Origin of the sequence: Rhodococcus sp. MS13, assembly GCF_013277835.1 — a bacterium.
Lineage (GTDB): Bacteria > Actinomycetota > Actinomycetes > Mycobacteriales > Mycobacteriaceae > Rhodococcus_F > Rhodococcus_F erythropolis.
This window is the reverse complement of sequence record NZ_VBTL01000002.1, coordinates 628,835-651,940: the sequence shown is the minus strand read 5'-3', so window position 1 is coordinate 651,940 and position 23,106 is coordinate 628,835. Positions and strand designations below refer to the sequence as shown.

The following is a 23,106-nucleotide window of genomic DNA, read 5'->3' as shown; positions in this document are numbered from 1 at the left end:
CGACGCTCCCCTGCCGTTTGGGTGACTCAGCCTCCGAGTGAGCCCGTCGGCAGCTTCGAGAAGATGTCCCCGAGGCTTCCGGTTCCACCAGGAGTTTCCGGTTCCGTCGGATCCACCGGCTCGACGACGATGACGCCGGGCACGGTGACGGTCACGGTCTTGTCCGCAGATTCCGAAGAACTGAACTTCTTGGTACCCAAGAACTTTGCGGTGATGCGATGCTCGCCCTGGTCGCGGAACGGCCAGACCAGTTCTGCATGGCCATTGGAATCGACTGTGGCGCTACCGATCTTCGTCTCGCCGTCGAAGAACTCGACCGTGCCCTCACCCGGGTTCGGGTCGATACTCGCCGCAATCTTGACGTCTTCGCCCGTCAGTGCCTCCAGTGCGACAGCGACCGTCGTCTCGGTCTGGTTGGTCGCGAATACCTCGGTAGTCGAGAGGGCGCTGCGTCCCTCGCCCGAAGCAACACAATACCCAGCGGCATTGACCCACCGGGACTCACCGAAACTCATGCTCGTGTCTTTGATCTTGATACTCGGGCTCGTCGCCCCGGCGCGCAGGTGCGTCGTCGCGCTTCCCTCGTCGGACCGAGCTTCGAGTTTCAATTCGACTGCCGGCAAACGAAAGTCCGTGTTGGCCTTGACTTGCAGCCCTTCCTTTGGCTTGTTGTCGTTCGCGCTCGGACCGTCGTTGACTGTCTTGTTGCCGGTACCGGTAATTCGCAGGTACTCACCCGCCGGGTTCGCGTTTCCGTCTGCGCCCACCCGGAGCAGCACCGCAGTCTCGCCGGTCAAGTTCGACGACGAATCACCGACGAGGGAGTACGAAACCAGGGTTGCCCCTTGCGGTAGTGCGATGTCGTACTTGATACGACCGGTGTCCGAATCCGAACTACGCATGGTGCCCGGATGCAGTTTCACTGTGAACTGTTCGCCCGGACGCACGGACGTGGGCGCCGTGACCTCCAGGTTGTCGGAGAACGACGAATCCCAATCGGTGGCGCCGTCGACCCGGCACTTGTGTTCGAAGGAAACTGTTCGCGTCACGGTATCGGAAGCCGCTGCTACCGGAGCGGACACAGCGAGGAGTCCGGCCGCGACAGCTGGTACGACTGCGCAAACAGCCAGAGAACGGGAGTTCATATGTTGCCTTTCAAAAAGACTCGGTCATCGAGTGTTCGGTGAAGTAGGACCGTGATCACTTGCCACCGAGCGAACCTGTGGGCAGCTGCGGCAGAACGGACTCGAGGCTGCCGAGACCACCCGGAGTGCCCGGATCGGTCGGGTCGGGATCGACCGGGCCTGTTGAATCCCCGGTCACCGTGAGCATGTGTGCCGCCGACGTGTACTTCGCCTCGTCACCGGTAGCTGTGAAGACTGCAGTCACGGACTTGGTACCCGCCTTACCGAAGGTCAGATCCAGGCGGGCAATACCGCGAACCACCGGCCGCGGGTCACCGACGGGCTTACCGTCGACCATGAACTGTACTGTTCCCGTTGCGTTTTCCGGATCGACGTGAGAAGCAAAAGACACCTTGGTACCGGTGGCGGCCGTCGTCGGTCCTTCGAGCGTCGTCACGATGTCTGCTCCAGGCTCGGGATCAACAGGTCCGAGGTCTCCGTCGATTTTCGTGGATGCCAATGCGCCGGCACCGGCGTTGAGGGGACCCGTCTCACCGTCGCGAGGAGAACAGGATGTGGGCGCCCAGATGGTTCCCGCGAGCCAGTGACTTACCTGAGGGAGGAAGGTCAAAAACGACTCCGGTCCGCCGAAAGTACCTGCAGCACCCGAAGTCCGGACATTGGTTTCGACTGCGCCGGACGGCCCGGCCTTTACGGTGATTCTGATCTTCGGAAAGACGATGTTGGTCTCGGCTCCGGACTGAGCGTTGATCGCAAGCCCGCCGTGCGCACCCGACGACGATGACGGACTGTTGCCGATCGCTTCGTTTGCGCCGGACAACCGGAGTATCGGACCGTCCGCTGCGGGAGTGCCGTCTTCGTTGACACGAATCACCGAAGCAGGTTTCCCGGCAACAACATTGCCCGGATCGGTGACCGTCGCCGAAACGAACTCCGCGTTGGTCGGAATCGGCAGATCGATCTTCAGACGCGAGATCTTCTTGACACTGGCGCCGCTCACATCGTTCGGGATCTGAACGCTACCCGGATCCACGTCGATGTCGAAGACTTGACCTGGCGCCACGACCGAAGGAGCCGAAACTCGCACCGTAGCAGGCTTTCCGTCTGACGAAGGACCGGAGAACGCACTCGGAACTGCGCGGCACGTGACCTGAAACGTTGTCGACGTGGTTTCTGCAACGGGCGCCGCGGTCGCCGGAATCACGGCCACAGCGGTTCCACCGGCAAGGAGGCCGGTAAGGAGCGCAGCATTCAGTAGGCGTTTTGACATGATGTCCTCTCGGAACAACCTGATTGACGTTTGCCGCCGAACTGTAACGGAGCCAGCGCCCGAGTTGACCCGTTTTCAATAAACAAAAACCACACAGTAGGTAAATAATTGGTAAGGGTTACTGGTCGTCACATCTGACCGCCACCGCGAGCCTTGCCCCTCTCGATCAATCTCGCGATTTGAGATTCACTGCAGGGAAACACAATTCGACAGAAATCCGCGCCGTAGTGAGAACTCCGTTCATACTCTACCCTTACGGGAGGGTAGAGTATGAGAACCTCGTCAGGACGGAATCTCATGGCAGTAACCATCGCTTCATCCACCAACGACAATTCGGTTCGGGCCGCGCTCCGGTCACCTCGCCGTCTCAAAACGGAAGTTTTGGCCGGACTGGTCGTGGCGTTGGCACTGATTCCCGAGGCGATCTCGTTCTCGATCATCGCCGGCGTCGATCCGCGGGTAGGACTGTTCGCGTCGTTCACGATGGCAGTGACCATCGCCGTCGTCGGCGGACGACCCGCAATGATCTCCGCAGCTACCGGCGCCGTCGCACTGGTCGTCGCTCCACTGACGCGCGAGTACGGAATCGACTACCTGATTGCGACAGTCCTTCTGGCCGGCCTGCTCCAGATCGTGTTGAGCCTCCTCGGCGTCGCCAAGCTGATGCGCTTCATCCCGCGCAGCGTCATGGTGGGATTCGTCAATGCACTGGCCATCTTGATCTTCATTGCCCAACTCCCCCACCTGATCGATGTTCCGTGGCTCGTCTACCCACTTCTGGCCGTCGCCCTCCTGATACTCGTATTCCTGCCGAAACTGACCAGCGCGGTCCCGGCTCCACTGGTGGCGATCGTGCTACTGACCACCGCCACAGTCGTTTTCGCGTTCAACGTCCCCAATGTCGGCGACGAGGGCGAGCTTCCGTCGAGCCTGCCGACGCTACTGTTCCCCGACGTCCCTCTGGACATGCACACACTGTCGATCATTGCTCCGTATGCATTGGCCATGGCGCTCGTCGGCCTCCTCGAATCGTTGATGACGGCCAAGCTCGTCGACGACGTCACGGATACTCACTCGAACAAGACCCGAGAAGGGTGGGGCCAAGGCGTCGCGAACATCGTCACCGGCTTCTTCGGAGGCATGGGAGGGTGCGCGATGATCGGCCAGACCATGATCAACGTCAAGGTCTCCGGCGCTCGCACTCGAATCTCGACCTTCCTGGCGGGCGTGTTCTTGCTGATACTCGTGGTCGGCCTCGGCGATGTCGTGGCGTTGATTCCCATGGCCGCATTGGTAGCCGTCATGATCATGGTCTCGGTCGGCACTTTCGACTGGCACAGCATCAATCCGAAGACCCTGCGCCGCATGCCGATCGGCGAGACATTGGTCATGCTGGTCACCGTGGCGGTCACCGTCGCGACCCACAATCTTGCCTACGGCGTGATCGTCGGAGTGATCACCGCGATGGTCATCTTCGCCCGCCGCGTCGCGCATCTCACCGAAGTGATCGACGTCGCTCATCCGGACGAGGACACCCGTGTCTATGCGGTTCGAGGCGAGCTGTTCTTCGCATCCAGCAACGATCTGATCTACCAGTTCGACTATGTCGACGACCCGAAGAACATTGTCATCGATCTGTCCGAGTCGCATGTCTGGGATGCGTCGACCGTGGCGACACTGGACGCGATCACCACCAAGTACGCGGCCAGAGGCAAGAATGTCGAGATCGTGGGGCTCGACGACGCATCGGCCGAGCGCCATCTGCGCCTGTCCGGACGCCTGGGTGACGGTCACTGAGAGTATGGAAGCCCAGCGCGACGAAAGTAGGAGTGATGTCTGAGCCGGAACATGCGGTCCAGGGACAGAACATGCAGATCGGGCAGGTTGCCGAACGCACCGAACTGTCGATCAAGACGATCCGTCATTACGACGAGGTCGGTCTGGTCACTCCATCGGAGCGGACCGCCGGAGGATTCCGCTTGTACACCGAGGCGGACGTCCAACGGCTACTGGTAATCCGACGAATGAAGCCGCTCGGATTCAGTCTCGAAGAAATGAAACAACTCCTCAATTCCCTGGCAGTGCTCGGCGACGAAGCTTCCGACGCGTCAACGCGAACCGCTGCAACCGAATTCGTCACCGATTGCCACACCCGGGCGGAAGAAAGCTGCACACACTTACGTAAGCAACTCGCCTACGCCGAAGAGCTGACGGGATTGCTCGCCGACCACAGTCTGAACGGTGAACGGCATTCGTGATCTTCAAGCTGAACTAAGCTGGGTTGATGGCCCGATATTTCGACGTTCACCCGGAAAACCCGCAGCCGCGCGCGATCAGCCAGATCGTCGAAATGCTGCGCAACGACGCGGTCATCGCCTACCCCACCGACTCCTGCTACGCCCTGGGTGCCCGAATGGACAATCACTCGGGCACCGATCGGATCCGCGAGATCCGTCACCTGCGGTCGGATCACCACTTCACGCTGGTCTGTGCCGACTTCGCGCAGCTCGGGCACTTCGTCCACGTCACCAACTCGGCGTTCCGGGCGGTCAAAGCGGCTACGCCTGGGCAGTACACGTTCATCCTTCCCGCCACGAAGGAAGTTCCGCGTCGACTGGCACACGCCAAGAAGAAGACCGTCGGAGTGCGTATCCCCAGCCACCCGGTAGTGCGGGCGCTCTTGCAAGAGTTGGGTGAACCGATCCTCTCCAGCACCCTTCTCCTGCCCGGCGCCGAGGAGCCGATGACGGACGGCTGGCAGATCAAGGAAGAACTCGACCACCAACTCGACGCCGTCATCGACTCGGGTGACTGCGGCACCGAGCCCACCACGGTGGTCGACTATTCGTCCGGTGCCCCCGAGATCGTGCGCGTCGGCGCGGGAGATCCTTCCCGTTTCGAATGATCCCCCCGCCCGTGCCACATCACGGATGGCAACGTGTCACGGCGTCACGATGTCGAACCACAGATCGAAGTCCTCCAGCAGCGAGATGAACGTCTCCAGTTCAGACTGATCTCCCACAGCTTTTGCCGTTCCGGCCTTGATGGATTCGGTGAGCGAGGTCGTTCCCAGATACACCTCGTTGAACACGGCACGGGTCAAGGTCAGAGTCAGGGCGGCCGAAGCATCTGCCTTGTCCGTGTCGTAATTCAGCACGCCGTTGCGCACTGTGACCAGGACGTTGTCCGCAGTGTCCGACAACACGAATCGCAACGACAGGTCGACGCCGGCAGCTTTGGGACCGTCGAGGCGAACTGCCCAGAAGTCCAGCATCTGCTCGAGAGGCATCACGGCGACAACGGCCGGGCCGGTGGGGTTGTTGGACGGCATCGGTGCCAGCGGATGCCGCAATTCCATCGCTCCGACCAGGTAGAAGTTGCGCCACGTACCGTTCTCGGCTTGGTAGCCGAGTTGTTCGTACGTGTCCGCCAACAACTCTCGCGCTTTCTGGTTACTCGGATCGGCGAACACCAGATGGTTCACCAGCTCGGCCGCCCAGCGATAGTCACCGTCGTCGAACGCCTGCTTGCCCTTGGTCAGAAGCGCATCGGGTCCGCCGACGGCTTCGACGTAGCGCTTGCCGTTCTCCACCGGCGGATGAGGATTGAGGTGAGCGGGAACGCCGTCGAACCAACCGAGATAGAAGGTGTAGATCGCTTTGACGTTGTGACTGAGCGAGCCGTAGTACCCGCGGTTGTACCACTGCTTTCCGATGGCGTCGGGTACCTCGATCTGGTCGGCAATCTCTACCGGTGTCAGTCCCTTGTTGGCAAGACGCAACGTCTGATCGTGCAGATACTTGTACAGGTCTGCCTGATCCGACATCAGCTTCAAGATCTTGTCGTTGCCCCACGTGGGCCAATGATGCTGCGCGAAAATGATTTCGACGTCGGGGAAAAGTTCCATCGCCAGACGAACGTAGTGCGACCAGGCCTTGGCGTCGCGAGTTTTGGCGCCGCGCAACGTGTACAGGTTGTGCATCGTGTGCGTGACGTCCTCCGCTGACCCGAGCGCCTTGAAATCGGGTAGATAGAACAACATTTCGGACGGCGCTTCGGTGCCCGGCGCGAGCATGAACGTCACGCGCACACCGTCGACGACTTCTTCGTGTACCGGTTCGGTGATGACGTCGGTCGGCACCGCGAACGTCGACGTGCCGTGCGACGTGGACAGTCCGAGACCACCGGAAACCTGCCCCTGCGGGCCTGGACGCAGGAATGATCCGTACATGTACATTCCGCGACGCGTCATCGCCGTTCCGGCGAGCACGTTCTCGGAGATCGCTTCCTCCGTGAAACTGTCTGGTGCATAGACTTTTACGGCACCGGACTCGATCTCTCCGTCGGTGACAAATCCTTTGACTCCGCCGAAGTGATCGCCGTGGGAGTGTGTGAAGATGATCGCCTTGACCGGGACCTTGGGGCGGTGCTGGTAGTACAACTCCAGCGCAAGAGCGGCTGTTTCCGCGGACATCAGGGTGTCACCGATGATCAACCCGGTATCGCCCTCGATGATCGTCGTGTTCGACAAGTCCTGGCCGATCACCTGGTAGAGGCGATCGGCAAGCTTGAAGAGCCCGCCGCCCTTTCCCATCAAAGTGGCTTGGCGCCAGAGACTCGGGTTGACGGTGTCCGGCGCTTCGCCGTCGGCGAACCCGTAGGCGTCGTAGGAGAAGATGAACTGTCCTTTGTCACCCTTGACCAACCCGCCGTCGATGAGCGGCGCTACCAGACCTCGAGAAATCAGTTCGAAGTCGAATGTGTCATCGAACGGAAGATCACGGAGGACCTGGGCATTCGCAAGGCGAGTCGCTTCGGTAGCTGGCTTGGGGTCGAGTTCGGATGGTGTAGTCATCTTCTCTTACGCTCCTCGGGAACTCGCGGTGTCCTGTGTCTGGATACCGGTTCATCCTCGATCCCCACGCAGTCCTCGCACATCACCCGGAAGGGATGATCACGTGGTTCGTCCAGCGTTCAACAGCGCAGCAACGAACTCACGCACCAACGTCCGCTCGTCGTTCTCGTCCGCACCCGGCACCATGAGCAGCGAGAGGATCACTCGCACGATCCAGCGGGCTCGTGACGCTGTGCCTGCTCCGATTTCACCGAGCATCGCGACGCCCAGTCCGTTGATGACGTCGGATGAATTGGCAAGTTCACCTGCAAGACTCGCATCACCCGGAGTGAACCATGCAGCCAACGTCGGAGTGCTGCGCACCGCGGACACTGCGGTGAGCATCGCCGTTTCGAGACGCTCGCTCGGATCATCGATGGTCGCTACCGATTCCGCGATCGCAGTTCCCAGCCTGCGCGCTTCGCGGTGAACGAATGCAATGTGAAGGGCCTGCCGATTCTCGAAGTACCGATACAGGGTGGCCCGGGAACATCCTGCAGCAGAGGCTATCTCCGCCATACCGACGGCGTTGACACCTTTCTCGACGAACAGTTGCGCCGCACTGTCGAGGATCTTCTCGGCTGCCGCCAAGGCGCGCCCCTCACCGAGCCAGTCGTTGCTCACGGCCGTGCCACCGACATGGGCGCTGTGAGTGGACGGCGCACGTAGTTGCCCGGCGCGTATTGCATCGCTTCGATGTCGATATGGAAATCTGGAATCCGGGAGAGTAACTCTTCCAACGCAACTCGAGCCTGCATCCGAGCTGCCGACGCCCCCAGACAGTGGTGGGCGCCATGACTGAAGGTGAGAATCTTCTGCGGTCGACGCAAGACGTCCAACTCCGCCGCGTCGGGTCCGTACTTTTCGGGATCACGATTGGCCGCACCGTACATCAACAAAACCTTACGTCCTGCCGGAATCACTTTGCCGCCCAAGGCCACATCCCGAGTCGTGGTGCGTGCCAGTCCTTGGACCGGCGAGGTGAGTCGAAGCAACTCGTCGACCGCGTCGGTGATCAATGCGGGATCGTCCAGCAGGATCTGACGCTGGTCGAGGCGTTCGGTCAGCATCGCCACCGAACCACCCAGCATTCCTGTTGTGGTGTCGTTTCCACCGGCCACCATGGTGAAGGCGAAGCCCAGAATCGACAGCAGGCCGGACATGTCGCCGTCTTCACCGAGTCCAGCGGCGAGTAGGTGCGAAATCGTGTCGTCACCCGGTTCGACCTTGCGGCGTTCGATCAGCGAAGCGAAGTACATCATCAACTCACCGGTGGCGGCCTGCGCCGTCGTCGCTGCCGCGGCCACGCCACCTGCCGAATTGGCAGCGACAATGGCCTCGGTCCAGCCGTCGAACTGGTCACGGTCCGATTCCGGCACACCCAGATAGTGTGCGACAACCATCGACGGCAACGGCTTGAAGAGCTCGACGACGATATCGCCACTGCCACGCGCTTTCAACGCTTCGATACGTTCGACGACGAATTCGCGGACCATCGGCTCGACCGCCGAGACCTGACGCGGAGTGAATCCCTTCGACACCATGCGCCGGAACTCCGACTGCACGGGCGGATCCTGCATCACGAACGGCGGATTGTCCTGCATCCCGATCTGCTCGAGCTCACCATAGACGGTGGTCAATCCCTTTGCCGACGAGTACGTCTCGTAATCACGAGCGGCGTTGTAGACGTCTTCGTGACGGGTGAGCACCCAGTAGTCGTCCTGCGGCGAGGCTTCCGGCACCACGTTGTGCACCGGGTCGTTCTCTCGCAATGCGTCGTACATGGCCCAGGGCGAACGCCAGGACTCCCCGGTGGAAGGAACAAACCGTGGCGAATGTGACACAGATGTTGTCATGACTCGACTATGAGACAAATTGATAGATGTGTCAACCTATCTCCATGTTCAATATCGAGTAACTCGCTTCCACGCAGAGCACTATCGTGTGTCGGGTGATCACGGACCCGAAGAACCACCCGAACAGCTCTGACACCGGACGCCGCGCCGTGGTTGCGGTCCTGCTCCCCCGCGAACATCTCCCCTTCATCAGGGACTGGTGCCTGCACCACATCGAGCAAGGCTGGGAGGTTGTTCTCTACGACAACACCGGTTCCGTCGGGTCCACCCGCAAGACAAGCGCATTCAGCCTCAACCGTTGGCACGGCCGCAGCGAGGACAAGAGAGGCAACTCTTACGGCGCCTTCACCCGATCGATGTCGGACAGTGAAGTTCAGGTCGCATTCCGCAAAGAACTGCACGACCTTCCGGTGACGATCGTCGACTGGCAACCGCGCGACGCGGACGGTCGGATCGTGCACGGACAGGTAGAGGCCTACGTCGATTACGTGAGCCGGTACCGCGACACCGTCGCGTGGGCAGCATTCGTCGACGCCGACGAATACCTCGAACACGCACCAGGATTGGACTGGGAGGTTCTACTTGCCGGAGTTACTCAGGCGGATTCACACCGTGTTGTTCTCGACGCTCTGGTCTACGAATCCAGGTGGACGCGCGACGGGCAACTGCGAGACGTCGAGGAATTGAAATGCCTTGGACTGCAAAGCCACGGCTGCAAGAACATCGTGAGGCTGTCGGAGATTCTGCGAGCGGACGTCCACTGGGGATGGAAGACAAGCGGACCGGACAGCCTGGTGCGGCCCGACCGATCCCTCTTCTACTTCCGCCATTACCGCGGTTCGGAGGCGGCACTCGACTTCACTCCGCTGCCGAACTTCGGACCCCAAGTCCACGAAGAAGGTGTGGATGTTCCGGCGGCAATTGACGTATCACAGAATTGAATGTGCCTGCAAGACACAGGTATTCAGGTACAGATAAACCTCCGGCCCGCATCCACGAAGGCAATGCCTTCAGAATGCGGGCCGGGGGCCGTAAATCCGGTTCAGCGAAGCAATCAAGCCTTCGGCTGCGAGCTTCCTGCGCCACCGATTGCGCCGAGAAGACCAGCAACTGCGCCGATGCCGACGAGAACGCCGCCCAGGCCTGCAATGATCTTCTGGAAGTCGCCGAGCTGTGCCAGGTCCGTCTTGCTGCTGCCAGTGGTGAATGCCATGTCTAGCTCCTCATCATGGAATGTGTACGCGGTCCGCGCGCCCGGTATGTAACGGCGCTCACAATATACGTAAGACAGCCGAAATTTGAAGCGGTGCCGTTGAGTGGGACGTAACTCACATCTCATCCAGCGGGAACCCACGAGTAACAATGCGCGATTCGGACAACGCTTCGGGAACCGTTGAATGACGAGCAGGAGAACAGCAGTGGGCAAGTTGGATGGAAAAGTGGCCCTGATCACTGGCGCAGGGCAAGGCGTCGGCCAGGGTGTTGCGTTTGCGCTTGCCAAGGAAGGTGCTTCCGTCGCGGTGGCGGGCCGCACTGAGTCGAAACTCGTCGTCACATGTAACCGGATCACCGAACGCGGAGGCCGTGCCGAACCGGTGCTCGTGGATATCGCCGACGCGGGTTCCATCACCGCTGCCGTGGCGCGAACCGTGGAACTGTTCGGCGGCGTCGACATCCTGATCAACAACGCCAGCCTCAACCCGCTCGGCAACGTCCTCGACCTCACTCCGGAGCGCCTTGCCGACGGATTGACTTCCGGTCCCGTCGCGACGCTGCGAACAATGCAAGCCTGCTACCCGTTCATGAAGGAACGCGGCGGCGGGGCGATCATCAACATGGTCAGTTCCGTGGCCGTCCGTTGGGACGCCGCCGGCTACGGCGGATACGCGGCCGTGAAGGAATCCGTCCGAGCCCTCAGTCGCGCAGCAGCGTGCGAATGGGGCGTCGACGGGATCCGAGTCAACGCGGTTGCTCCTCATGCATCCTCGCCCGGGCTACAGCGTTGGGCAGATGCACGCCCGGAAGAGGCTGCCGCTTTTGTTGCCGGGATTCCGCTACGGAGGATCGGGGACTGCGAAACGGACATCGGCACCGCGGTGGCTTTCCTGGTCGGCCCGGATGCCGCGTATCTGACTGGAGCAACAATTCCGCTCGACGGTGGTCAGTCGCGCTGGGGCTGAGAGCTGGCGTCGTCGAAGGCAAGCACCGCCGACTTGGCTTCGGCGATCGGGCGGCGGAAAACGAAACCGACCAGAACGGATGCCAAAACCAGCGCGGCCAGAACAATGAGCCCGACCATCCACCACATGGTTTTCAGTATGCCCGAACCGACCTCCGCCGGACGCACACCACGGCCGTCGGAAAGCGATGACAACCGCGAAAAGTACTTGGCACCAGTCAAATTCCGTTTTGCCCGTTTCCCGAGCTTCCCGATAATCCGTGATCGAGGACACAGTTTCGGATACCGAACCGGGACGAGAGCGTGACTGGAACCGCGCCTCGGTGCATCCTGTCAGGTATGGAATCCGCTGTTTCGGCCGAACCCGCCGACGGAAGCACCCTCACACACCCGTGGGGCGGGACAAGCAACATCACCGACCTCGGCGGTGATGTTCACTGGATCGACTTCGGCGGTCCCAGCGGAGCGCCGCCCATCGTGCTCGTTCACGGTCTGGGCGGCTCGCACCTGAACTGGGTGCGGGTGGCACCGACGCTGGCGGCGCGCACGCGTGTGTACGCACTGGACCTCGCCGGATTCGGACTCACCTCTGCCCGTGGGCGGCACACCGGCGTCGACGCCAACGCAGCACTCCTGAATCGCTTTCTCGAGACAGTAGTAGGTGAACCTGCCGTCCTGTTCGGCAATTCGATGGGGGGAATGGTCTCGGCAATCTCGACCCATGCCAATCCCGAATCAGTTGCCGGCCTGGTGCTGGTGGATCCGGCGCTCCCCCTGCCCGTCCAACTTCCCGATCTGACCGTCGCCGCCCAATTCGCGCTCTACTCGATGCCGTACGTCGGTGAGCAGGTTCTCGGCTTCGGACGCCGGAAGATGTCCGACCGGCAGTTGGCCGCTCAGATGACCAGATTGTGTTTTGCCGATCCGACGCGAGCAGACCCCGCGGTCCTCGACGCGGGCGCTGCCTTGACTGCGATTCGTCGCGGCGAACCCACTCAGGATGCCGAATTCCTGCAGGCAGCACGGTCACTGTTGATGACCCTCGCCCGTCCGGCCTCTTATCGAAAGACACTGCGAGAGATCGCGACTCCGACGCTCCTGATACACGGCGATCGCGATCGGCTTGTCCCGGTCGAGGCTGCCCGGGCAGCCGCCGCCGCACATCCACACTGGACCACCATCATTCTCGGCGATACCGGCCACACCCCTCAGTTGGAGATTCCGGACGAGTTTTCACGTCATGCGCTCGCGTGGCTCGATCGCACGGGGCTGATCACGAGCTGACAAGGACCGGCACTACACCCGCGGAACGGCCTCGCCGATCGAGCAAGTGCCCCATCAACTTCGGCGTATCAAGGACGATTCGGCGATCGACTACGTCGGCAGGTCCGGCCCACCGGTAAGCGCGAACGGTCAAATACTCCAAAGCTCTCGAGCCCTGGGAATGTGTCGGGGTACGCGCGTAGCGTGAGATTCGCGCCTTCCTCGGCCAAGCATTTGCGCGACCCGTACTTGTGTATCCGTTTCGGTAAAGGAGAGTTTCAGATGCCCGCACGCACAGCGCTCGACGGAACACCCTGTTGGATCGACCTCACCAGCTCCGATACCGAGGTCGCCAAATCCTTCTACACCAACGTGTTCGGTTGGCAGACTGACACAAACGACGACCCGCAGTACGGCGGCTACGCGATCTTCAGCAAAGACGGGCAGCCCATCGCCGGGCTCGGACCTCAGCAGGAGGGAAACCCGTACGGCAACGTCTGGACCACCTACATCTCCTCGACTGATGCGGCAACGTCGGCGTCCAAGGCCGAAGCCGCGGGCGGAATGATCATGATGCCGTCGATGCAGGTCGGTCCCCAGGGCAGCATGGCGATCGTGGGCGATCCTGCCGGTGCAGTCGTCGGTATCTGGCAGGCAGATCAGCACCACGGCTTCGGTCTGGTCGGCGAGGCCGGAGCCCCGGTGTGGCACGAGACTTTGTCCAAGAACTACGCCGCGGTCCTGCCGTTCTACACCGACGTGTTCGGCTGGACTTACGAGTCCATCGGCGACAGCGACGAGTTCCGGTACTCACAGGCCAAGCAGGGCGACACCGTCGTCGCCGGTTTGATGGATGCCAGCTCGTTCCTCCCGGCAGAGGTGCCGTCGTTCTGGCAGGTGTACTTCGGGGCGGACGACACCGATGCGGCCGTCGCCAAGGTCGTCGAATTCGGCGGCAGCGTCTTGCGCGATCCCGAGGACACGCCCTTCGGCCGTCTCGCGTCGGTGGCCGATCCACTCGGTGCCAAGTTCCAGATCTCCACGATCATGGAGTGAATCTCCGCGCAGAGGCCGCACCGGCCCGCGGTCTCTGCGCGCTGATCATCTGGAAAGTCCCGATTTGACCGCACGGATTTGAACACTCGCCCAGAAGGTATGCAGTTTTCTGCGTCCAACGCCTAATCTCATGGGATGCCCGCCCCCGCCCCTCTCCTCGATGTGTACTCGCAGCCGACTCTGTCGACGCTTGCGCCGTCGGTACTCGCTTCTCTCGGAGTGAGCGGCGAAGCGAACCGTCTCGATCTACAGCCCAGCCAGAAGACTGTAATTCTGCTGGTAGACGGGATGGGCGCGAACTTGCTCGCCCGCAACGCCGAACACGCACCATTCCTGAACTCACTCATCGGAACGCCCATACGGGCAGGATTCCCCACGACGACGGCCACCAGCATCGTCTCGTTGGGGACCGGGCTGCCCTCGGGGGCGCACGGAATCACCGGTTACCAGTCTTACGTCGAAGAAGCCGATTCGGTGTTCAACTGGCTGGGTTGGCACAGCGCGGGCAAGAAGGAATCTCAGACCGACTCCATCGTCCCGGAGACCCTGCAGCCGCAGGCCACGACCTTCGATCGTGCCGCGGCCGCCGGCATCACCGTCACTACCGTCGTTCCGTCCAAATTCGACGGCAGCGGCCTCACCCGGGCGGGAATGCGCGGCGCCCAGTTCGCCGGAATCCAGGCGTACGGAGACCTCCTCGCTCGCACCGTGGCCGCGTCGAAATCTGCCGACCGTACGTTCACGTACTGCTACATCAGCGAGATCGATGCACTCGGCCACGTCTACGGCCCCGAGTCCGAGCCGTGGATTTTCCAACTGATGCTTGTCGATCGACTGGTCGAGCAACTCGCCGCCGCTCTCGGTCCGGACGTGAGATTGCTGGTGACGGCAGACCACGGAATGGTCGACGTGTCGGACGAGAACAAGATCGACTTCGACAACACTCCGACTCTGTCCAAAGATGTACTCGCTCTTGCCGGTGAACCTAGATGTCGTCACATCCACACCCGAGAAGGCGCTGCACAAGATGTTGCGGACCGCTGGCGCGCCGAACTGGGTGACCGCATGTGGATCGGGACGAGATCCGAGGGCATAGTCGCAGGATTGTTCGGGCCTGCAGTGCATTCCGAGTATCACGGCCGGATCGGTGATGTCATCGCCATTGCGTCCGGGGACGTGGCCGTCGTACGTCGATCTGTCGAATCGGGACTGTCCGGCCTCCGTGGACAGCACGGCGCCCTCACTCCGGACGAACTGCTGGTACCGCTCTTGTCCTCAGGACAGCAGTAGGGCCCGAGCCCGGCGAATCTCGGGAACACCGACGACCTTGCATGCGCCCAACAGGACGACTGCACCGACGGCCGCACCCGCCGACAATGAAATAACAGCAGCAAGCCTGGGCTCGGGAACTCGGTTCTGAACCGCCACCACCAAAGCGAGCGCACAACCACCTGCCAGAATTGCCGCCGCCGAAATCCTTCCGACGGTGGCCTGCACGCGACGGAATCCCAACAGCCCGTATCGCTTTCGAAGCAGGATGTGGCCGAGCGCCGCTCCGCACACGTAGGAGAACGAGCCCGCCGCACAGACGGCCAGGACCAGCGTTTCGTCACTCGCCGACAGAGACGCAAGTAGAACGAGCGCCGTCTTGGCTACCACCATCACCAGCGCGATCACCGCGGGAGTTCGGGTGTTGTTGTCGGCGTAGAACACTCGAAGCTGAAGCATGACCATCGCAAAGGGCACCAGCCCGAATGCACTGACCGCAACGGCCGTCCCGATCAACCGGGCACTGCTGCCGTCGACCCGGCCGAAGAAGATCAGGGTGGTCAACGAGGGGCCGAAGACCATGAGCGCCACCGTGACCGGAATCAGCGCCACCACTGAATACCGGGCTCCCCGGCCGAGATCGGATACGACGCCGACGTCGTCACCCGCAGCAACCGACCTGGCGATCCGCGGCATCAGCACCGTCAACAACGACACACCGAGAATGCCGTACGCCACTTGAAACAGCAGATCCGCGTGCGTGTACATCGAGTAGACGTGACGGGAGAGAGTGACCTTCATCGTCACCCACACACCGATCTGACCGGCAACGACGTACACAAGTACCCAACCGAGCAACGGCGCCCCGACGCGCACCGGGCGCCAGGTGTGCGGTACGACCCGCACGCGAAGGCGCCACCGAAACCCGTTGCGGTGCAGCGATCGAGCAACGACGGCGGTTTGCGCCACGATCCCGAGCAGAGTGCCGATACCGATCACCAGAACCTGCGCGGTGGTCATCGACTCGGGAGTCAGAGCCACCGGCCCCGGGATACACAGGAAGACCGCGACCGTCACCAGAAGGACGACGTTGTTGATCACCGGCGCCCAGGCCGGCGCGCCGAACACTGATCGAACACTGAGTACTGCCGTCATCATCGCCGTGACGCCGTAGAAGAAGATCTCCGGCAGAAGCAAGTACGCGAAGAGCGTCGTCAACTCTCGTTGAGCCGGATCATCGATCACGGCCGAGACCAGAGGCGGCGCGCACACCACCGCCACTACCGTCACGAGCGCAAGAGCAAGCGCTCCGACGGTGAGAACGCGCTGCGTCTGCTCTCGTTCGAGCGTCCGCCCACGACTTCGCTGCCGTGTCAGATACGGAAGCAGAACGCTGGCGAGAATCCCGCCGAGGAGGAGCTGATAGACCATGTTCGGGAAGCTGTTGGCCGCGTTGTACGCATCACTGACCAGGGCGATGCCGAGGACCGCGGCAAGGGCAAGGGTGCGGACGAAGCCGGTGATCCGGCTGACCGTGCTGGCGAGCGCCACTTGCCCGCCCATCTTCGCCAAGCTGCCGCCCGTCACACCCGTACGTTCGGACTCCCCCATACTCTCGACCATCTCGCCAGAGTGCCACATCGCAGAGGTACGACGATCTGGACGGAAACGGAAGAGCGCCCCGAACCGTGGGGTTCGAGGCGCTCGTCACGAGAGAAGATCAGGCTGATTCCGCTCCAGCCAACGGCGGCATGACGACAACCTGGCCGGCGAAGGACAGACCCGCACCGAAGGCGAGAAGCAATGCCTTGTCGCCCGGCTTGCACTGGCCGTCGCGCAGCATCTGCTCCATGGCGAGCGGGATCGAGGCCGCGGACGTGTTGCCCGTCTCGGCGATGTCGTTGGAGACGGGGAAGCCCTCGGGCAGCTTCATGCTGCGAGCGATGACCTCGTTGATGCGCTGGTTTGCCTGGTGCGGCACAAAAGCGTCGATGTCCTCGATACCCAGCCCCGACTTCTCCAGGGTGCGAGTGGCGACCTTGCCCATCTCGAAGGCAGCCCAGCGGAACACCGCGGTACCGGCCATCTTGATCCACGGCCGAGGTCCGGTCGGGTTCTTGGTGTAGTCGAGCCAGCTCGGCTCCTGAACGATGGCGTCGGACTGGCTGCCGTCCGAACCCCACTCGACCGGGCCGATTCCGACGGTATCGCTCGGGCCGACGACAACTGCGCCTGCGCCGTCACCGAAGATGAAGCGAACGCTGCGATCGGTGGGCTCGGTGGCCTCGCTCATCAACTCGACGCCGACGACGAGTACGTGATCAACCGTGCCGCCGCGAACGAGGTCGCTGGCCACGGCAAGGGCGGTACAGAAACCGGCGCAGCCTGCCGCGACGTCGAATGCAGCCGGACCCTTGATGCCGAGCTCGTGGGCGACGATGGACGCAGCCTGAGGAGTCTGCAGGTCCCACGTCGACGTCGCGATGATCACGGCGCCGATCTGCTCGGGAGCAATGCCGCTGACGTCCAGTGCTTTACGGGCCGCGCTGATCGACATCGCGAGGATGCCTTCACCCTCGCCGGAGAACCGGCGCGACTTGATACCCGATCGCGTCTGGATCCACTCGTCGGTGGAATCGATCAGCTCGCAGATCTCGTCGTTGGTCACGACTCGCTCCGGGCGGTGAACGCCGAGCCCGAGAAGGACGGACTGCCGACCTCCGGCCACACTGGCAATCGGCTTACCCATTGATCGATCTCCTCGTTGGTTTCTGGTGATGACGCGCATTCGACATCACACGTTACGTACAGGACATAAGCCCCTGCCTCTCAGGTCACCGTTCGATCACGGCAACAACATGAGGCTGGCTCACATTACGCTTCGGTCAGGTATGTAGTCCAGATCCACGATCAGGCGCGTAAATGAGCTAGAACTGCCAAAACACGACGATGCCCGCTTTCGGAAGCCGACAGGCCGAGTTTTGCGAAGATATTTCCTATGTGCTTGCTCACAGCAGTGTCGCTGACGACCAGTTTCCTGGCGATTTCCTGATTTCCCAGCCCCTCCGCCATCAGTCCGAGAACCTCGGACTCGCGTGGGGTCAGTGATCTGATCGGATCGTCGGCGCGTCGACGGCTCATCAGTTGGGATACGACCTCGGGATCCATCACGGTTCCGCCGTCGACGACCCGGTTCAATGCGTCGACGAACTCGGCTACCTTGCCGACCCGTTCCTTGAGCAGGTACCCGACCCCGCCGGCGCCTCCTGCCAACAATTCACCGGCGTAGCGATCCTCGACGTACGCGGAAAGGACCAGGACGGGAAAGCCCGGGCGAAGCTTGCGCACCTCGATCGCCGCTCGAAGCCCCTCGTTGGTGAAAGTAGGAGGCATCCGGACGTCGAGCACCGCGGCGTCGGGGGCGGTCTCCTCGAACACCGTGAGGAACTGTGCGGCGTCGGAGACGGCAGACACCTCGAAGCCCTCTCCGCGGAGCAGCAGTGCCAGCCCCTCTCGCAGGAGAGCGTCGTCCTCGGCAATCAGAATCCGCACGGTAGTTCCACCCTCATCGTTGTCGGTCCACCCTCCGGGCTCTCCAATACTGCGGTTCCTTCGAAAGCCTCGACCCGGCGTCGGATACCCGCCACGCCGCCGCCCGGACGTTCGTTCGCGCCGCCCTGACCGTCGTCGATCACGTCGATGAGCATCGTCTCACCCAACGAGTCGGCAGACGCCTCCGTCCGTGCCGTGACGGTGACGCTGCGCGCTCCGCTGTGTTTTGCGACGTTGGTCAAGGCCTCGGCGACGACGAAGTAGGCAGCGGCCTCGACGGCAGCCGGGGCACGGCGGAGTTCTTCGATCTCGAGTACGCAGGGCACGGCGGAGCGCCCGGCGAGCGCGGAGATCGCGCCCTCCAGACCCAACTCGTCGAGGATCGGCGGGTAGATGTCGTGCACCAACGTCCGGAGTTCGCTCAACGCCTCGGTGGCCGCATCCTGGGCCCGATGCAGTTGTGGCAGAGCCTGGTCCGGATTGTTCTGCAACGACCGCTCGGCCATCCCCAACATCATCACCACCGCGACCAGACGGTTCTGCGCGCCGTCGTGCAGATCCCGCTCGATGCGCTTGAGTTCGGCCGAATGTGCGTCGAGCGCCGCAGCGCGGCTGGCCGTCAGGGCGGTGACGCGCTTCGAGAGGTCCGAACGCGTGTCCGGCGCAAGCAAAGTCGTGGTCGACCAGCTGATCCACTTCGCCATCGCGGGGGTCAACCACCACGCGATCAGAAGGTACAGGATGCCGATCAACGGCATTCCGGCAGCGCCCAACCACGACGTCACGGGGTACGGATTGTTGACGGGTTCACCGGCGGGCATCTGCTGCCAGTACAGCGGGACGGCAATCGAATTGAGTGCACCGAGTGGCAGAGCAATGGTCAGCATCGCTGCGACGAAAGCCCCCAGACCATGAATCGACAACCAGGCCGCGTCGCGCCTCGTCGACTGATCGGTGAGGAACCGGCGCCAATCCCCGAAGGTCGGATTGCCGGGCATCGGCGGGTATCGCTGCAGAACAGGGCGTCCGGTGTACGCAGCCGTTCTCTTGCGGGCCAGACCCGCCCACCACCGGAGCACCCGCACGTACGACGGCAACAGCAACCAGCCGACGATCAGAATCGAGAGCGACAGCAGAATGAGACCGACCATCAGCAAGAACAGGGAGACCACGGCTGCCGCACCCTCGACGAGCACGTACACCGCAGCCCTGGTTCTCTTCTTCACTGCCCCAGCATGCCGCACCTGATGCCGCGATCCACTACAGCTGGCTACACCATTGATTCGGGACCCTGCTGGATGTCGACGAATGCCGAATCTCCATAGCGTTCTTCCCATGAAGAATCGACACTCGGTCCTCGCCCCGCCGGCCCCTGGTGCCACGGCCGCCCGAACATCCGCCGTGCGACTCGAAGGCGTCAGCAAGATCTACGGCAACGGCCGCGGCGCCGTGACCGCCCTCGACAACATCAGCCTCACCTTGCCGCGCAGCACCTTCACCGCCGTGATGGGCCCGTCCGGATCGGGCAAGAGCACTTTCCTGCACTGCGCCGCAGGGCTCGATCGACCGAGCAGCGGATCGGTGTGGCTGGGCGACACCGAGATCTCACAGCTGAAGCCGAAGGCCCGCAGCATCTTCCGTCGCGATCACATCGGTTTCGTCTTCCAGGCATACAACCTGCTCGGCGCTCTCGACGTCGAGCAGAACGTCACGCTCCCCCTACTACTCGCCGGACGACGAGCCGACAAGCAGTACCTGACCTTCGTCCTCGAATCCGTCGGACTCGGATCGCACCGCAAGCGCAAACCCTCCGAACTGTCCGGCGGTCAGCAGCAACGCGTCGCCATCGCGCGCGCACTCGTCACTCACCCCGACGCACTCTTTGCCGACGAGCCGACCGGCGCCCTCGACTCCCGCAGCGCCAAGCAGGTTCTGGAGTTGTTGCGCCGGACAGCCGCCGAGTTCGATCAGACCATCGTCATGGTCACGCACGACCCGGTGGCCGCGTCGTACGCCGATCGTGTGCTGTTCCTCGCCGACGGGAAACTGGTCGGGCACATCGACCGCCCGACGCCGCAGCAGATTGCCGAGCGCATGACACACCTCGGGGACTGGTGATGATGAAAGCGCACACCTTTGCGCACCTGAAAGCGCATCGCTCCGGTTTCGTCGCCGTGTTCGTCTCCGTATTCTGCGCAGCGCTCCTCACCTGCGGTCTGGGTGTGCTGCTGGAATCGGGAGTGCGAGGCGGAGTCTCACCACATCTCTACGCCGGTGCCGACGCCGTCGTGAGTGCACCACAGGCGCTCGAGGTCAAGGAAGACGCCGATCAGCCTTTTGCCGAGCGAGTTCTCCTCGACGGCGATACGGTCCGCAAGCTCGATGCCCTCGATGCCCTCGATGTCACGGTGATTCCCGACATCTCCGTCCCCGTCAGCACCGCCGAGGGCGTCGTACTCGACGCACATCCTTGGAACACAGCACAACTGGCGCCGTACTCGCTCACCGAGGGGCGCGCTCCGCAGAGCCGAGACGAGGTGGTCTCGACTACGGGCGCCGCTCTCGGCGAGCAAATCACGCTGGCTCACGGCGCGATAGCCGACGAGTACACCGTCGTCGGCACAGCTGATTCGGCTTCGGTGCCGTCACCCGACCGTCCGGCACTCGTCTTCCTCGACGACGCAGAGGCCGAACGGTTGTGGCCGCACCAGAACGCTGTCACCGCAGTCGGATTGATCGCTCCCGAAGGCGTGGATGCTGCCGCTCTCGCCCGCGATGCACTCGCCGGAACCGGCGCGGAGGTCACGACCGGCACTGCGCGCGGAGGCATCGAATTCCTCGACGCCGGTGCTGCGCGGACCCAGTTGATCGTGCTCTGCGCGTCGTTTGCCGGTCTCGCGTTGATGGTCAGTATGTTCGTCGTTTCCAGCACGCTGTCGCTCTCGATCAACGCCAGACGCCGAGAGTTCGCTCTGCTGCGGGCAATCGGGGCCACCACGCGACAAGTCCACGTCATGATCGGGCGTGAAGTGCTGCTCGTCGCGGCGGCTGCGGCTGCGCTCGGCGCGGTGCCCGGATTCCTACTCGCCCGATTCCTGGGTGCACAGTTTGCCGACGCCGGGGTCATGCCCACCGATTTCGCGCTGGCCTACAGCCCGCTTCCGGCGATCGCGGCATTCCTGATCTGCGTACTCACTGCCCGCGCGGCAGCGGCGATCGCGGCACGACGACCGGCGAAGCTCGACCCCGTCGAAGCGCTTCGCGAATCCGAAAGCGGCCCGGCGAAACTGAGCCGCGGACGCATCGTCACCGGGCTGATCTTCGGCGCCGCCGGCCTCAGCGCGTGCGTGCTCCCCGCTTTCCTGCCCGGCAGCGTGGCAGCCGCTGGAGCCGGTTCGAGTGCACTGTTGTTGATCTTCTCGGTCGCGCTGCTCGGCCCCTTGTTGGTGCGCGGCATCATCAAGATGATCGGCGGTCCACTGCGCCGTAGTGGGTCGGCGTCCAAAGTTCTCGCTGCCGCCAACGCCGAATCCAATTCGAGACGGCTCTCGTCGGCGGTTGTTCCATTGGCTCTCGCAATCGCACTGGGCTCGGTGCAGTTCTTCAGCCAGAGCACCGTCGCCGCCGAGGCGACCAACCAGTCGATCAAGGGCGTCACCGCCGACCTGATCGTCGGCGCGCCGGCCGGTATCGCTCCCTCGCTCCTCGACTCGATCGCATCGGCGCCCGGAGTGAGTGCGGCAAACCCGGTGGTCCGCAGTCAAGTCCTGCCGGTACCCAGCGGTGAGGAAGGCGGCTCAGCCGACAGCGCGATCGCTGCCCAGGGCATCGACGCCGCCGGCGCCGACGCGACCCTCGATCTCGCGGTGACCGAGGGCGACCTGAGCGCTCTGACCGGCGATACCGTTGCCGTGAGCGAAGACGGCGCCTTCACACTCGGAGCCAAGGTAGGTCAGCGCGTCGACCTCTATCTAGGGGACGGCACACTGGTGCATCCGATGGTCGTCGCAAAATATGGTCGCGGCCTCGGATTCGGGGACGTGACCATGCCGATCGAGACTTTGCGTCAGCACTCCACCGACGCTCTGATCGACACCGTTCTGATTGCTGCCGAACCCGGACGGTCGGCCGAAGTCCAGCAGTCGTTGCGCTCGTTCCCCTCGATCGCCGCGATGAACCAGGACCAGTTCGGGGCCGCGGGCGAAGATCAGCGTCGTATGCAGTCCTGGGTCAGCATCCTCGCCGTACTCGTCCTGCTCGGCTATCTCGCAGTCGCCGTCGTGAACACCCTGGTCGCCGCCACTGCCGAGCGTTCCCGCGAGTTCGCGCTCCTTCAACTGGTGGGCTCGCGGACGAGGCAGGTCCGAGCGATGATGCGCATCGAGTCGTTGATGGTGGTGGGAATCGCCGTCGTGGTCGGATCGCTGATCGCCCTGCCGCCTCTGATGGGTATCGCCGTAGCGGTGTCCGGGCAGCCGATCCCGGCGATTTCACCGGCGATCTACGGTTCCATCGTCGCGGTGACCGCTGTTCTGGGATTTGTCTCCATCGCGATCCCGACGCGCGCCGCCCTACGCAAGAACCCGATGGACGGAGTGCGTAACCACTGAGTGGCACTACCG

21 protein-coding genes are annotated in these 23,106 nt (G+C 62.7%); 10 read left to right on the top strand and 11 right to left on the bottom strand.

Annotated elements, in window-relative coordinates; translation table 11 throughout:
• Positions 1 to 26: 26 nt before the first annotated feature.
• The gene (locus tag FEZ59_RS05355) at positions 27 to 1,145 is read right to left on the bottom strand and encodes an Ig-like domain-containing protein (protein ID WP_113682210.1); all 1,119 of its coding nucleotides are present in this window, start codon (positions 1,143 to 1,145) and stop codon (positions 27 to 29) included.
• Positions 1,146 to 1,200: 55 nt separating this feature from the next.
• A complete protein-coding gene (locus FEZ59_RS05350) occupies positions 1,201 to 2,415 on the bottom strand; it encodes an Ig-like domain-containing protein (RefSeq protein WP_020906451.1) in 1,215 nt (404 codons plus the stop codon).
• A 297-nt stretch (positions 2,416 to 2,712) separates the two neighbouring features.
• Between FEZ59_RS05350 and FEZ59_RS05345 the strand changes: the two genes are divergently transcribed.
• The 3 genes from FEZ59_RS05345 to FEZ59_RS05335 are packed head-to-tail and all read left to right on the top strand — an operon-like array spanning position 2,713 to position 5,320.
• Positions 2,713 to 4,212 carry a SulP family inorganic anion transporter gene (locus tag FEZ59_RS05345; protein ID WP_172932344.1) on the top strand — a complete coding sequence of 500 codons (1,500 nt, stop codon included), beginning with the start codon at positions 2,713 to 2,715 and terminating at the stop codon, positions 4,210 to 4,212.
• A gap of 35 nt (positions 4,213 to 4,247) precedes the next feature.
• Complete coding sequence (locus FEZ59_RS05340; RefSeq protein WP_020906449.1) at positions 4,248 to 4,673, top strand: MerR family transcriptional regulator; 426 nt, start codon at positions 4,248 to 4,250, stop codon at positions 4,671 to 4,673.
• Positions 4,674 to 4,699: 26 nt separating this feature from the next.
• Positions 4,700 to 5,320 carry an L-threonylcarbamoyladenylate synthase gene (locus tag FEZ59_RS05335; protein WP_019747165.1) on the top strand — a complete coding sequence of 207 codons (621 nt, stop codon included), beginning with the start codon at positions 4,700 to 4,702 and terminating at the stop codon, positions 5,318 to 5,320.
• A gap of 36 nt (positions 5,321 to 5,356) precedes the next feature.
• On the opposite strand, the gene FEZ59_RS05330 is transcribed toward FEZ59_RS05335, so the two are convergent.
• From FEZ59_RS05330 to FEZ59_RS05320, 3 genes are all read right to left on the bottom strand, one after another.
• Positions 5,357 to 7,270, bottom strand: a complete 1,914-nt coding sequence (locus FEZ59_RS05330) for an alkyl sulfatase dimerization domain-containing protein (protein WP_172932343.1) — start codon at positions 7,268 to 7,270, stop codon at positions 5,357 to 5,359.
• A 99-nt stretch (positions 7,271 to 7,369) separates the two neighbouring features.
• On the bottom strand, positions 7,370 to 7,933 hold the full coding sequence (locus FEZ59_RS05325; protein WP_019747163.1) for a TetR/AcrR family transcriptional regulator: 564 nt from the start codon (positions 7,931 to 7,933) through the stop codon (positions 7,370 to 7,372).
• Positions 7,930 to 9,165 (bottom strand): cytochrome P450, encoded by a 1,236-nt coding sequence (locus tag FEZ59_RS05320; protein WP_020906447.1) that lies wholly within the window; start codon positions 9,163 to 9,165, stop codon positions 7,930 to 7,932. Before FEZ59_RS05320 ends, FEZ59_RS05325 begins: the two co-directional genes overlap by 4 nt.
• A 95-nt stretch (positions 9,166 to 9,260) precedes the next feature.
• Here FEZ59_RS05320 and FEZ59_RS05315 point away from each other — a divergent pair, with 95 nt between their 5' ends.
• Positions 9,261 to 10,106, top strand: coding sequence for a glycosyltransferase family 92 protein (locus tag FEZ59_RS05315; protein WP_172932342.1), 846 nt, complete (start codon positions 9,261 to 9,263; stop codon positions 10,104 to 10,106).
• 113 nt (positions 10,107 to 10,219) lie between these two features.
• On the opposite strand, the gene FEZ59_RS05310 is transcribed toward FEZ59_RS05315, so the two are convergent.
• Positions 10,220 to 10,378, bottom strand: a complete 159-nt coding sequence (locus FEZ59_RS05310) for a hypothetical protein (RefSeq protein ID WP_019747160.1) — start codon at positions 10,376 to 10,378, stop codon at positions 10,220 to 10,222.
• 205 nt (positions 10,379 to 10,583) lie between these two features.
• Between FEZ59_RS05310 and FEZ59_RS05305 the strand changes: the two genes are divergently transcribed.
• On the top strand, positions 10,584 to 11,345 hold the full coding sequence (locus FEZ59_RS05305; protein ID WP_172932340.1) for an SDR family oxidoreductase: 762 nt from the start codon (positions 10,584 to 10,586) through the stop codon (positions 11,343 to 11,345).
• Here the strand turns inward: FEZ59_RS05305 and FEZ59_RS05300 are convergent.
• The gene (locus tag FEZ59_RS05300; protein WP_228118235.1) at positions 11,327 to 11,539 is read right to left on the bottom strand and encodes a hypothetical protein; all 213 of its coding nucleotides are present in this window, start codon (positions 11,537 to 11,539) and stop codon (positions 11,327 to 11,329) included. The two genes, FEZ59_RS05305 and FEZ59_RS05300, sit on opposite strands and share 19 nt — an antisense overlap.
• A 144-nt stretch (positions 11,540 to 11,683) precedes the next feature.
• Between FEZ59_RS05300 and FEZ59_RS05295 the strand changes: the two genes are divergently transcribed.
• The 3 genes from FEZ59_RS05295 to FEZ59_RS05285 all read left to right on the top strand — a co-directional run bounded on the left by FEZ59_RS05295 (position 11,684) and on the right by FEZ59_RS05285 (position 14,953).
• Entirely contained in the window at positions 11,684 to 12,628 is a 945-nt protein-coding gene (locus FEZ59_RS05295) for an alpha/beta hydrolase (protein ID WP_172932336.1), read from the top strand.
• Positions 12,629 to 12,889: 261 nt separating this feature from the next.
• The gene (locus FEZ59_RS05290; RefSeq protein ID WP_019747156.1) at positions 12,890 to 13,663 is read left to right on the top strand and encodes a VOC family protein; all 774 of its coding nucleotides are present in this window, start codon (positions 12,890 to 12,892) and stop codon (positions 13,661 to 13,663) included.
• A gap of 135 nt (positions 13,664 to 13,798) precedes the next feature.
• Positions 13,799 to 14,953, top strand: a complete 1,155-nt coding sequence (locus FEZ59_RS05285; RefSeq protein WP_172932334.1) for a nucleotide pyrophosphatase/phosphodiesterase family protein — start codon at positions 13,799 to 13,801, stop codon at positions 14,951 to 14,953.
• Here FEZ59_RS05285 and FEZ59_RS05280 read toward each other — a convergent pair.
• The 4 genes from FEZ59_RS05280 to FEZ59_RS05265 form a co-directional block, all read right to left on the bottom strand.
• Complete coding sequence (locus FEZ59_RS05280) at positions 14,939 to 16,555, bottom strand: lipid II flippase MurJ (RefSeq protein ID WP_238077070.1); 1,617 nt, start codon at positions 16,553 to 16,555, stop codon at positions 14,939 to 14,941. The two genes, FEZ59_RS05285 and FEZ59_RS05280, sit on opposite strands and share 15 nt — an antisense overlap.
• 97 nt (positions 16,556 to 16,652) lie before the next feature.
• The gene (locus FEZ59_RS05275; RefSeq protein ID WP_003945837.1) at positions 16,653 to 17,681 is read right to left on the bottom strand and encodes a beta-ketoacyl-ACP synthase III; all 1,029 of its coding nucleotides are present in this window, start codon (positions 17,679 to 17,681) and stop codon (positions 16,653 to 16,655) included.
• A 161-nt stretch (positions 17,682 to 17,842) separates the two neighbouring features.
• The gene (locus tag FEZ59_RS05270; RefSeq protein WP_003945784.1) at positions 17,843 to 18,484 is read right to left on the bottom strand and encodes a response regulator transcription factor; all 642 of its coding nucleotides are present in this window, start codon (positions 18,482 to 18,484) and stop codon (positions 17,843 to 17,845) included.
• The gene (locus FEZ59_RS05265; RefSeq protein WP_346343217.1) at positions 18,472 to 19,710 is read right to left on the bottom strand and encodes a sensor domain-containing protein; all 1,239 of its coding nucleotides are present in this window, start codon (positions 19,708 to 19,710) and stop codon (positions 18,472 to 18,474) included. Before FEZ59_RS05265 ends, FEZ59_RS05270 begins: the two co-directional genes overlap by 13 nt.
• A gap of 109 nt (positions 19,711 to 19,819) precedes the next feature.
• Between FEZ59_RS05265 and FEZ59_RS05260 the strand changes: the two genes are divergently transcribed.
• Positions 19,820 to 20,602 (top strand): ABC transporter ATP-binding protein, encoded by a 783-nt coding sequence (locus tag FEZ59_RS05260; RefSeq protein ID WP_019747152.1) that lies wholly within the window; start codon positions 19,820 to 19,822, stop codon positions 20,600 to 20,602.
• Complete coding sequence (locus tag FEZ59_RS05255; RefSeq protein ID WP_172932333.1) at positions 20,602 to 23,094, top strand: FtsX-like permease family protein; 2,493 nt, start codon at positions 20,602 to 20,604, stop codon at positions 23,092 to 23,094. The genes FEZ59_RS05260 and FEZ59_RS05255 overlap by 1 nt, the downstream gene beginning before the upstream one ends.
• The last annotated feature ends 12 nt before the right edge of the window (positions 23,095 to 23,106 follow it).